Origin of the sequence: Cedecea selenatireducens (assembly GCF_042138895.1) — a bacterium.
Classification (GTDB): domain Bacteria; phylum Pseudomonadota; class Gammaproteobacteria; order Enterobacterales; family Enterobacteriaceae; genus Cedecea; species Cedecea selenatireducens.
In genome coordinates this window covers 299,023-309,916 of the sequence record NZ_JBHIKW010000003.1, presented here as the reverse complement: position 1 = coordinate 309,916, position 10,894 = coordinate 299,023, and the positions used below count along the sequence as shown (strand labels likewise).

Sequence of the window (10,894 nt, the reverse complement as noted above, 5' to 3'; positions counted from 1 at the left end):
TCTTTGAGGTTTCAGCTGAAAATCAATGGGTTGATTTTCATGGTTAAGTGCTGTTGTCTTTCAGGCTTCTGGGTTGCCAGTCGCCTGTTCTTCGACATTATTCTGCGGTTTTTGGCGCTTCCGGTACGTCTGCTTCGGTTTCCAGAACGTCGGCAGGGATTTCGCTCACCGGCACTTCAGGCTCAATAACAGGCTCGGTAGAAATGGCCAGAGGTTCACCGATTTTCGTTGCTGACAGGCTTTTCAGCTGCTCGACCAGGTTTACTTTGCCCGGTGCAAACAGGTTAATCACCGTGGAGCCCAGCTTGAAGCGGCCCATTTCCTGACCCTTCAGCAGTGCCACAGCGCCTTCGCTTTCACCGGCAGGCCAGGTCCAGCGTTTGATAACGCCCTCACGCGGTGGGGTGATAGTCCCGGCCCAGACGGTTTCGATGCTGCCAACAATGGTAGCACCAACCAGAATTTGTGCCATTGGACCAAACTCTGTGTCGAACAGGCAGATAACGCGTTCGTTACGGGCAAAAAGGTTAGGCACGTTTTGCGCGGTCAGGTGATTCACGGAGAACAGATCGCCTGGCACATAAATCATTTCGCGCAGAATACCGTTACACGGCATATGCACGCGGTGATAGTCGCGTGGAGAAAGGTAAGTCGTGGCGAAACTGCCGTTACGGAACAGATCGGCCATCAGGTAGTTACCCGCCAGCAGCGCTTCCAGGCTGTAGTTATGGCCTTTCGCCTGCAGGATTTTGTCTTCTTCGATGCGGCCCAGCTGGCTTATCACGCCGTCGGCAGGCATGACCAGCACGCTCGGATCGGTGTTCATCGGGCGAACGTCATCGCGAAGCGGACGCACAAAGAAGTCGTTGAAGGTGCGGTAAGCTGCGGTGTCCGGCTTCTGCGCCTCGTTCATGTCTACTTTGTAGTACTTGACGAACAAATCGATGACCAGCTTGGTCAGCCAGCCAGCACGTTTGCTTGCGCCCCAGCCTGCCAGGCGAGTCAGCCACAGTTTTGGCAGAAGGTACTGGAGCGAAAGTTTAATGTTGTCTAACAAAATAGCCTCCTGGCTAAATGCCCTGATAGGTGGGCCGATACAGAAAAGGGGCGATTCTAGCGATGCCCAGCTTAATTGTCAGTTGTCAGTATCAGAAAAGCTTTTACGCGTTTTTACCTGCGCCATGCTTTCCAGAATACGGTGGTAATTTTCAAAACGTGTTTCGGCTATCTCGCCTTTCTCCACGGCCTCACGCAGGGCGCAGCCTGGATCGTTGTCGTGACGGCAGTCGCGATATTTACAACGGCCTAAATAGTCATGGAATTCGACAAATCCGTGGGTGATTTGTTCAGGTTCCAGGTGCCAAAGACCAAACTCACGCACGCCTGGGGAGTCAATCACGTCGCCGCCGCCTGGGAAGTGATAGAGGCGAGAGGCGGTGGTGGTGTGCTGACCGAGGCCGGAAACGTCGGAAACGTCGTTTACCAGGATCTGTTTTTCAGTGAAGCCCAGCAGGTTGTTCAGCAGGCTTGATTTACCCACGCCTGACTGGCCGGCGAAGATGCTGATACGGCCAACCAGCTCGGCCTCAAGATCTTTTAGCCCTTCCGCCTTGTAGCTGGAGACCATCAGCACGCGATAGCCAATTTTGCGGTAGATATCCATCTGCTCGTTAACGAAGGCGCGGCCTTCATCATCCAGCAGGTCAGTTTTGTTCAGTACCAGCAGCGGCTCAACGTCGAGGGTTTCGCAGGCTACGAGGTAACGGTCGATAATGTTCAGCGACAGCTCCGGCAGGATAGCCGAAACGATGATTATCTGGTCGATGTTTGCCGCAATCGGCTTTACGCCATCGTAAAAGTCTGGACGGGTCAGTACGGAGGTGCGCTCGTGTACGGCCTCCACGATCCCTTTTTTAGAGACGCCTTCTGCGGCCTCTTTCGCTAAGCGCCAGACTACCTTGTCGCCGGTGACCAGCGAACGAATGGTGCGACGAATGTTGCAGCGGTGTACCGTGCCTTCATGCGACTCGACGTCTGCATGCTGGCCAAAGCGGCTGATTACCGTGCCTTCGCGCGGTTCACCAAACTGGGCATCGTCGTAGTCGGCTTTCTCCACGGTTTTTGTCAGACGACGCTGGTGGTTTGCGTTGACGCGGCGCTGTTGTCCTTTGGAGAGTTTATTTTTGCTCAAGCGTACTGGCTCCTGGTCGCCCCTGGTGGGCAAAACCTCTATGATACACACTATTTTATACGAATTAACCCATCGTCAAGGGTGGGCGACGCACAAGAAGGGTGGAAAATAGCATGAGTGGAAACGAAAACAATCTGATTTGGATTGATTTAGAAATGACCGGTCTGGATCCCGAGCGGGATCGCATTATTGAGATTGCTACCCTGGTGACCGATGCCAACCTGAACATTCTGGCAGAAGGGCCGACCATTGCGGTACACCAGTCCGATGAACAGCTGGGGTTGATGGACGACTGGAACGTTCGTACCCATACCGCCAGTGGCCTGGTTGAGCGCGTGAAGGCAAGTCAGCTTGACGATCGCGCGGCGGAGCTTGCGACGATTGAGTTTCTGCAGCAGTGGGTGCCGGCGAACACTTCCCCAATTTGCGGGAACAGCATCGGGCAGGATCGTCGCTTCCTGTTTAAGTACATGCCCGAGCTGGAAGCCTACTTCCATTATCGTTACCTCGATGTGAGCACGCTGAAAGAGCTGGCGCGCCGCTGGAAGCCGGAAATTCTGCCGGGCTTTAAAAAGCAGGGAACTCACCAGGCGATGGACGATATCCGCGAGTCCGTGGCGGAGCTTGCCTACTACCGTGAGAATTTTATTAAGCTTTAAAAACAGTCCCCTCATCGAAAGGTGAGGGGGAATTAGCCATTTCAGACGATAAAATAATCATCTTGATGGTTTAACCAGCAGTCAGACAAAAAACGCGAAAAAAAACGTTTGAGGGCTTGCGACAAAAACGAATTCTCGTATAATGCGCCTCCCGTACCGATGCAGAATTTGCAGCGTTACACAGAGCGGGAATAGCTCAGTTGGTAGAGCACGACCTTGCCAAGGTCGGGGTCGCGAGTTCGAGTCTCGTTTCCCGCTCCAAAATTTGATTTGGCTTTTACAGCCTGCACCACCCAAGCGGGAATAGCTCAGTTGGTAGAGCACGACCTTGCCAAGGTCGGGGTCGCGAGTTCGAGTCTCGTTTCCCGCTCCAAAATTTGATTGGCTTTTACAGCCACGCACCACCCAAGCGGGAATAGCTCAGTTGGTAGAGCACGACCTTGCCAAGGTCGGGGTCGCGAGTTCGAGTCTCGTTTCCCGCTCCAAATTTTCCTTTCAAGTAAAAATTATCCACAGCGCTCAGCAGGCGTTGGTGATGGTATTTTGCCGTTTTGTAATACGTCTATAAACAGACTTATCCACAGGCGTCTGTCTCTTCGCTCGTCTTCTACAAATGTAATATTTATTACATCAATATTTTAATTTATTGATAATTAACGATTTAATTTAATTTCGAAATATTAATGTAATGCTTGCAGAAATTTTGACGCTTGAATGACAACGCGTTTTTGAATTTTATGCACACGCTGTGGACATATCATGCGTCGCGTGGAAGCCCCTTCTCGATCACTCTCACCAGCCGCTGTTTCTTCGGCAACTGAACCTCTACGGCCTGCCCGCTTCGTCTGGCTAATTGTTGCGCAATCGCCCATTCAATATGCTCGTCCAGAAGTGGGTGCTCACCTTTTCTCTGCTCAAGTGCGGTCAGGTTAGCTTCATTCCAGGGGGCATTGCCCAGTGCGACGGCAATATTACGCAGCCAGCGAAGATGCCCAATACGGCGAATCGCGGAACCTTCGGTGACTCGCAGGAAGTGCTGCTCGGTCCAGGCGAACAGCTCGGTCAGGGGTGGCGAGTGAAGCGCCTTGCGCGGGCTAAAATCATCTTCCTCGCTTAGCTGCGAGTAGCGATTCCACGGGCAGATAAGCTGGCAGTCGTCGCAGCCGTAGATACGGTTGCCAATAAGCGGCCTGAATTCTTCCGGGATTGCGCCTTCAAGCTCAATCGTCAGGTAGGAGATACAGCGCCGCGCGTCCACCGTATAAGGTTCGACGATGGCGTTAGTCGGGCAAATTGTCATGCAGGCTACGCAGCGGCCGCAGCCCTCTTCTACGGGAGCGTCAATCGGCAGCGGAATATCGACCAGCAGTTCGCCGAGGAAGAAGAACGAGCCGGCCTCACGATTGAGGATAAGTGAGTGCTTACCTGTCCAGCCGAGCCCGGCTTTTTCCGCCAGCGGGCGCTCAAGAAGCGGCGCTGAGTCGACAAAAGGTCTAAAATTCAGCGTGGAGCAGTGGGACTGAATCATTTCCCCCAGCTTTTTTAAGCGGTTACGCAAGACTTTGTGATAATCACGGCCCAGCGCATAGCGGCTGACATAACCCAACTGCGGATTTTTCAGCGTTGAGGCGAAAGCAGCGTTGGTCGGAAGGTAGTTCATGCGAACGCTAATGACCCTGAGGGTACCGGGCATCAGTTCGTGTGGTCGGGCGCGCATCATGCCGTGCCGGGCCATCCAGTCCATTTCGCCGTGATATTGCTTATCGAGCCAGTCCTGCAGTTGTGGCTCGCTGGCGGTGAGATCGGTATCGGTAATACCGACCTGCTGGAAGCCAAGATCCTTGCCCCACTGTTTAATGTTTTGCGCTAACTGATTGTAATCGAGGGGCTGTGACATGACGGACCATAACCTGAAAAAGTACGGCAAAAGTATACCACATTCGGTCTGGCCGGCGGACTGGCTGCGTAAAGCCGAAAGGGACGCGGCAGACAGCCTGGGCATCACGCTTTATGAGCTGATGCAGCGTGCCGGCGAAGCCGCATTTCAGATCGCCCGCACGCGTTATCCTCAAGCTCGCCATTGGCTAATCGCCTGCGGGCATGGGAATAACGGCGGTGACGGCTATGTTGTGGCCCGCCTGGCTCAGGCCGCTGGCCTTCAGGTGACGTTGCTGGCTGTCGAAAGCGATAAGCCCTTACCCGAAGAGGCGGGTCAGGCCCGCGAGGCATGGCTCAATGCAGGCGGCGTGCCGCACGATCCCGATACAGTCTGGCCCGCTGACGTTGATTTAATTGTCGATGCCTTGCTGGGCATTGGCTTAAACAGCGCCCCGCGCGAAAATATCGCTCAGCTTATCAAGCAGATGAACGAGCATCCTGCGTCGGTCGTGGCAATGGATATTCCTTCCGGGCTGCAGGCCGAAACCGGCGCCGTGCCCGGAGCGGTGGTTCAGGCGGCGGATACTGTGACTTTTATCGCTCTCAAGCCGGGGCTGCTAACGGGTAAGGCGCGGGATGTTGTTGGCAGGCTCCATTTTTCCGCATTAGGGCTTGAGTCCTGGTTAGATGCGCAGGAAGCGCCCATTTCCCGATTTGATGTCCAGCAGCTTGCCGACTGGATCAAACCGAGGCGGCCTACGTCGCATAAAGGGAATAACGGGCGGCTGGTGCTGATTGGCGGCGACAGCGGTACAGCGGGAGCCATTCGCATGGCCGGTGAGGCTGCGTTGCGTGCCGGGGCTGGCCTGGTTCGGGTATTAACCCGTGCGGAAAACGTTGCCCCGTTGCTTACCGCTTGCCCCGAGCTAATGGTTCACGAACTGACTCCGCAATCGCTTGATGAATCGCTTGAATGGGCGGATGTGGTGGCGATTGGCCCTGGGCTCGGGCAGCAGGAATGGGGCAAGAAGGCGCTGCAGAAAGTTGAAAACAGCCGCAAACCGATGCTTTGGGACGCGGACGCGCTTAACCTTCTGGCAATCAACCCGGATAAACGTCAGAATCGCGTGATTACGCCTCATCCTGGCGAAGCGGCAAGGCTGCTTAATTGCGCTGTGTCACAAATTGAGAGTGACCGCTTACTTGCTGTAAGGCGTTTGGCTAAACGTTATGGCGGAACCGTGGTCTTAAAAGGTGCCGGCACGCTGGTCGCCAGCCACGATCGGTTGGGCATTATCGACGTGGGTAACGCCGGGATGGGAAGCGGTGGAATGGGGGATGTGCTGTCGGGGATCATTGCCGCATTGCTGGCACAGAAGCTTACCCCTTATGATGCTGCCTGTGCAGGCTGCGTGGCTCACGGCGCGGCGGCTGATGTTTTAGCCCGCCAGCGAGGCACGCGCGGTATGCTGGCGAGCGACCTGCTTTCAACGCTTTACCTGTTTGTTAACCCGGATTTGAATACCTGAAGCCATGATGAATCGAGTTATTGCATTACCTGAAGAAGCGGCAACTTTGGAGCTGGGCAAGCGCCTGGCGCTGGCCTGTGAAGGCGCGACGGTTATTTACCTTTATGGCGACCTCGGGGCGGGTAAAACCACCTTTAGCCGCGGTTTCTTGCAGGCGCTGGGGCATAAAGGCAACGTTAAAAGCCCAACATATACGCTGGTCGAGCCGTATCAGCTTGATAGCCTGATGGTCTATCACTTTGATTTATATCGCCTGGCAGACCCGGAAGAGCTTGAGTTTATGGGGATCCGTGACTACTTCACCAATGACGCGATTTGCCTGGTGGAATGGCCGCAGCAGGGGACAGGTGTGCTCCCCGATCCGGATGTCGAAATTCACCTGAGCTACGAGGCGCAAGGGCGTGAAGCGCGCATTGCTGCCGTTTCCTCATCTGGTGAAGCGTTACTGGCGCGGTTAGCCAAATAGCAAGGATGACGGGATGATCTATCGCGTGAAAGGTTGGTTGATGGCCGGATTCCTGCTGCTGTGCTGCGCACAGGCGGGGGCGGCCGCGCTGTCGGATATTCAGGTTTCTAACGGTGAGAATCAGGCGCGCATCACCTTTAGTTTTATGGGCGACCCGGAATACACCTTTTCGCAGGACAGCAAGCGAAGCGTCGCGCTGGATATTAAGCAAAGCGGTGTCATTCGCGGGCTGCCGCTGCAGTTTAGCGGTAACAACCTGGTGAAAAGCATCAGCTCCGGGCAGCCAAAAGACGATCAATCTTTACGCCTGGTCGTTGATTTAACCCAGCCCGGCAAAACCCGCGCCGTAAAGCAGCAAAACGGGGCTAATTATACCGTCATCTTTACGATTAACGCTGATGCGCCGCCGCCTCCACCGCCGGTTGTCGCCAAACGAGTTGCACCTGCTGCGCCTGTCCAGGCTCCCGATCCGGCTCGCAATCCCTTTAAACCTCAGCAGGTTACCGGCGTGGTAGGGTCCAATACAGTAACTCGCCCGGCGGCTCGCGTGAAAAATAGCGGCCCGTCAGATACCGTTGTGGTGGCTATTGATGCCGGTCACGGCGGTCAGGACCCCGGCGCGATTGGCCCCGGTGGTACTCAGGAAAAGAACGTCACTATCTCTATCGCCCGCAAGCTGAAAGCTTTGCTGAACGACGATCCGATGTTCCGGGGCGTGTTGACCCGCGATGGCGATTATTTTATCTCGGTAATGGGGCGTTCCGACGTGGCGCGTAAGCAGAATGCGAACCTGCTGGTATCGATTCATGCGGATGCCGCGCCGAATCGCGATGCTACCGGGGCGTCCGTTTGGGTGCTTTCTAACCGCCGCGCAAACAGTGAAATGGCGGGCTGGCTTGAGCAGCATGAAAAGCAGTCTGAATTACTGGGTGGTGCGGGAGACGTGCTGGCAAACAGCCAGGCCGATCCTTACTTAAGTCAGGCGGTGCTGGATTTGCAGTTCGGCCATTCCCAGCGAGTCGGGTATGATGTGGCGACCAAAGTGCTGGCGCAGCTTCAGCGGGTAGGCTCTCTGCATAAACGCCGCCCTGAGCACGCGAGCCTCGGCGTATTGCGTTCGCCAGATATTCCTTCGCTGTTGGTTGAAACGGGCTTTATCAGTAACAGTTCCGAAGAGCGCCTTTTGGGCAGCGACAATTACCAGCAGCAAATAGCGCAGGCTATTTATGAGGGGCTGCGCAACTACTTCCGTGAGCATCCGCTGCAGTCTGCGCCATCGAATGAGCAAACTGCCCGCACCCTGCAGGGGTCGCCTCAGCAGGTCGCAGCCACTAACTAAGGAGATAACATGCCGATTCAGGTTCTGCCGCCGCAGCTTGCGAACCAGATCGCCGCTGGCGAGGTTGTAGAGCGTCCTGCGTCGGTAGTGAAGGAGCTGGTTGAGAACAGCCTTGATGCCGGCGCCACGCGGATTGATATTGATATCGAGCGCGGTGGCGCAAAGCTTATCCGTATTCGCGATAACGGCTGCGGTATTAAACAGGAGGAGCTGGCGCTGGCGCTGGCTCGCCATGCCACCAGTAAAATCGCCTCGCTGGATGACCTTGAGGCCATTATCAGCCTCGGCTTCCGCGGTGAAGCGTTGGCAAGTATCAGCTCAGTTTCCCGTTTGACTCTGACGTCGCGTACGGCGGAACAAAACGAAGCCTGGCAGGCCTATGCCGAAGGGCGCGACCAGGATGTGACGGTCAAACCAGCCGCGCATCCGGTCGGGACAACGCTTGAAGTCCTCGACCTGTTTTACAACACGCCTGCGCGCCGTAAGTTTATGCGCACCGAAAAAACCGAATTCAACCATATTGATGAAGTGGTACGCCGTATCGCGCTGGCGCGCTTCGACGTTTCTATTACGCTCAACCATAACGGTAAAATGATTCGCCAATACCGTGCGGTGCCGGAGGGTGGCCAGCGTGAGCGTCGGCTTGGCGCTATTTGCGGCACACCGTTTCTTGAGCAGGCGTTGGCGATTGAGTGGCAGCACGGCGATTTAACGCTGCGCGGCTGGGTCGCTGAGCCAACAGCAACCACTTCTGCATTAGCTGAGATCCAGTATTGTTACGTTAACGGACGCATGATGCGCGACCGCTTAATTAACCATGCCATCCGCCAGGCCTGTGAAGACAAACTGGGCGTGGATCAGCAACCTGCGTTTGTGCTGTACCTGGAGATTGATCCGCATCAGGTGGACGTTAACGTTCATCCGGCCAAGCACGAGGTTCGCTTCCACCAGTCGCGTCTGGTGCATGACTTTATCTACCAGGGCGTGATCAGCGTGCTTCAACAGCAGGGTGAGAACGCGCTGGCGCTGGAGGAAACGGCGGATACGCCAGCTGAACGCTGGCAGCCGGAAAATCGTGTCGCTGCCGGGCGTAACCAGTTTGCAACGCCAGCCGCCCCGCGTGAGCCACGTGAAGCGCCGCCGCGCCAGGCTTCGCCATCGCCTTCTGGCGGCGGCCGCGCCGGTGAGACGGGAGGAACGCCGCTTTGGCCTCATGCCGCACCGGGCTACCAGAAGCAGCAAGGCGCGCTGTATCGCCAGCTGTTGGATACTCCAGAAGTAGAACCTGCACCTGCAGCCCGGGCTGAAGAGCCGCCAGCGCTTGAAGGCCACTCGCAAAGTTTTGGCCGGGTATTAACGGTTTTGCCGCCGGATAAGGCCTTGCTTGAGCGGCAGGGCAAACTTTCTCTGCTTTCGCTGGTGGTGGCCGAGCGGTGGCTAAAACAGGCTCAACTGGCACCGGGCAGTGAAGGGCTTAGGGCTCAGCCGCTGTTGATCCCGCTTCGTCTGAAAGTCAGTCGCGAAGAACACGATGTATTGGTTAAATATCAGTCGCTTTTGAAAGAAATGGGTATTGAATTTGATACCGATGCACGGCAGATAACAATTCGCACGGTACCTTTACCTTTACGCAAACAAAATTTACAAATCTTGATTCACGAACTGCCAGGATACCTGGCGCAACAGGCAGATGTCTCCTCGGGCCAGCTGACTCTGTGGATTGCCCGCCATTTGGCGAGCGATCATGAACACTGGAGCCAGTCTCAGGCGATTGCGCTGCTGGCTGACGTTGAACGTCTCTGCCCGCAGCTGGTGAAATTCCCGCCCGGCGGTTTGCTGCAACCTGTTGATTTACAAATGGCGATGAACGCCCTGAAAGATGACTGAAGATAAAAAACAGCCACAGGCAATTTTTTTAATGGGGCCCACGGCCTCAGGTAAGACGGCACTTGCCATTAATTTGCGTAAAACTTTGCCGGTAGAGTTGATAAGCGTGGATTCGGCCCTCATCTATCGAGGGATGGATGTCGGTACCGCTAAGCCAACGGAACAAGAGCAAGCCCTGGCGCCGCACAGGCTGCTGGACCTGCTTGACCCGGCTCAGGCGTATTCTGCGGCAGATTTTCGTCGCGACGCGCTGGCCGAGATGGCTGAAATTACCGCCGCCGGGCGTATTCCGCTGCTGGTCGGCGGCACAATGCTCTATTTTAAAGCGCTGTTAGAGGGGCTTTCGCCGCTCCCGTCGGCGGACCCGGAAGTCAGGGCAAAGATAGAGCAACAGGCGGCAGAGCAAGGATGGGATGCGTTGCATCGTCAACTGGAACAGATTGATCCCGTTGCCGCTGCCCGGATTCATCCAAATGATCCGCAAAGGCTTTCCCGGGCACTGGAAGTTTTTTTCATTTCGGGTAAAACTTTAACGGAACTGACGCAAACGTCAGGAGAAGCTCTGCCGTATCAGGTGCATCAGTTCGCCATCGCCCCGGCGAGCCGTGAACTGCTCCATCAGCGAATTGAGCAGCGTTTTCATCAGATGTTGGCTTCAGGTTTTGAAGCAGAAGTGCGGGCGCTTTTTGCTCGCGGAGATTTGCATACGGAGATGCCTTCCATCCGTTGCGTGGGTTACCGCCAGATGTGGTCTTATTTGGCCGGTGAAACTTCATACGATGAGATGGTTTATCGAGGTATTTGCGCGACGCGTCAGTTGGCTAAGCGCCAGATGACCTGGCTGCGTGGCTGGGAAGGGGTTCACTGGTTAGACAGTGAAAAACCGGAACAGGCATACAGCGAAGTGCTACAGGTTGTTAGTGCTAAGCATGGGTGAATGTGTAC

The 10,894-nt window shown here is 55.4% G+C and carries 9 protein-coding genes and 3 tRNA genes; 9 read left to right on the top strand and 3 right to left on the bottom strand.

Going from position 1 to position 10,894, the window contains the following annotated elements:
- Positions 1–97 precede the first annotated feature (97 nt).
- Together asd and rsgA are read right to left on the bottom strand one after the other, a co-directional pair.
- A complete protein-coding gene (gene asd / locus ACE38U_RS06880; RefSeq protein WP_176982460.1) occupies positions 98–1,057 on the bottom strand; it encodes an archaetidylserine decarboxylase in 960 nt (319 codons plus the stop codon).
- Between the two features lie 78 nt (positions 1,058–1,135).
- Positions 1,136–2,191 carry a small ribosomal subunit biogenesis GTPase RsgA gene (gene rsgA, locus ACE38U_RS06875; protein WP_038476238.1) on the bottom strand — a complete coding sequence of 352 codons (1,056 nt, stop codon included), beginning with the start codon at positions 2,189–2,191 and terminating at the stop codon, positions 1,136–1,138.
- A gap of 113 nt (positions 2,192–2,304) precedes the next feature.
- On the opposite strand from rsgA, the gene orn reads away from it, so the two are divergent.
- From orn to ACE38U_RS06855, 4 genes are all read left to right on the top strand, one after another.
- Complete coding sequence (orn, locus tag ACE38U_RS06870; protein WP_176982459.1) at positions 2,305–2,850, top strand: oligoribonuclease; 546 nt, start codon at positions 2,305–2,307, stop codon at positions 2,848–2,850.
- A 185-nt stretch (positions 2,851–3,035) separates the two neighbouring features.
- Positions 3,036–3,111 (top strand) — tRNA-Gly (locus ACE38U_RS06865).
- 36 nt (positions 3,112–3,147) lie between these two features.
- A tRNA-Gly gene (locus ACE38U_RS06860) sits at positions 3,148–3,223 on the top strand.
- A 36-nt stretch (positions 3,224–3,259) separates the two neighbouring features.
- A tRNA-Gly gene (locus tag ACE38U_RS06855) sits at positions 3,260–3,335 on the top strand.
- Positions 3,336–3,607: 272 nt separating this feature from the next.
- Here the strand turns inward: ACE38U_RS06855 and queG are convergent.
- Positions 3,608–4,747, bottom strand: a complete 1,140-nt coding sequence (gene queG / locus ACE38U_RS06850) for a tRNA epoxyqueuosine(34) reductase QueG (RefSeq protein WP_375529389.1) — start codon at positions 4,745–4,747, stop codon at positions 3,608–3,610.
- Here queG and nnr point away from each other — a divergent pair.
- From nnr to miaA, 5 genes are read left to right on the top strand one after another with little or no spacing between them, the layout of a single operon-like run.
- Positions 4,746–6,257, top strand: a complete 1,512-nt coding sequence (gene nnr, locus ACE38U_RS06845; protein WP_375529388.1) for a bifunctional ADP-dependent NAD(P)H-hydrate dehydratase/NAD(P)H-hydrate epimerase — start codon at positions 4,746–4,748, stop codon at positions 6,255–6,257. The genes queG and nnr overlap by 2 nt on opposite strands.
- A gap of 4 nt (positions 6,258–6,261) precedes the next feature.
- Positions 6,262–6,723 carry a tRNA (adenosine(37)-N6)-threonylcarbamoyltransferase complex ATPase subunit type 1 TsaE gene (gene tsaE / locus ACE38U_RS06840; RefSeq protein WP_038476226.1) on the top strand — a complete coding sequence of 154 codons (462 nt, stop codon included), beginning with the start codon at positions 6,262–6,264 and terminating at the stop codon, positions 6,721–6,723.
- 13 nt (positions 6,724–6,736) lie between these two features.
- Positions 6,737–8,062 (top strand): N-acetylmuramoyl-L-alanine amidase AmiB, encoded by a 1,326-nt coding sequence (gene amiB / locus ACE38U_RS06835; protein WP_375529387.1) that lies wholly within the window; start codon positions 6,737–6,739, stop codon positions 8,060–8,062.
- A gap of 9 nt (positions 8,063–8,071) precedes the next feature.
- Positions 8,072–9,949 (top strand): DNA mismatch repair endonuclease MutL, encoded by a 1,878-nt coding sequence (gene mutL, locus ACE38U_RS06830; protein ID WP_375529386.1) that lies wholly within the window; start codon positions 8,072–8,074, stop codon positions 9,947–9,949.
- Complete coding sequence (gene miaA / locus ACE38U_RS06825; RefSeq protein WP_038476217.1) at positions 9,942–10,886, top strand: tRNA (adenosine(37)-N6)-dimethylallyltransferase MiaA; 945 nt, start codon at positions 9,942–9,944, stop codon at positions 10,884–10,886. Before mutL ends, miaA begins: the two co-directional genes overlap by 8 nt.
- Positions 10,887–10,894 lie beyond the last annotated feature (8 nt).

What these genes read in the sequence shown, in the direction of transcription:
- orn (WP_176982459.1), top strand. Translation starts at nt 2,305, where the DNA reads ATGAGTGGAAACGAAAACAATCTGATTTGGATTGATTTAGAAATGACC.
- nnr (WP_375529388.1), top strand. Translation starts at nt 4,746, where the DNA reads ATGACGGACCATAACCTGAAAAAGTACGGCAAAAGTATACCACATTCG.
- queG (WP_375529389.1), bottom strand. Translation starts at nt 4,747, where the DNA reads ATGTCACAGCCCCTCGATTACAATCAGTTAGCGCAAAACATTAAACAG.
- tsaE (WP_038476226.1), top strand. Translation starts at nt 6,262, where the DNA reads ATGATGAATCGAGTTATTGCATTACCTGAAGAAGCGGCAACTTTGGAG.
- amiB (WP_375529387.1), top strand. Translation starts at nt 6,737, where the DNA reads ATGATCTATCGCGTGAAAGGTTGGTTGATGGCCGGATTCCTGCTGCTG.
- mutL (WP_375529386.1), top strand. Translation starts at nt 8,072, where the DNA reads ATGCCGATTCAGGTTCTGCCGCCGCAGCTTGCGAACCAGATCGCCGCT.
- miaA (WP_038476217.1), top strand. Translation starts at nt 9,942, where the DNA reads ATGACTGAAGATAAAAAACAGCCACAGGCAATTTTTTTAATGGGGCCC.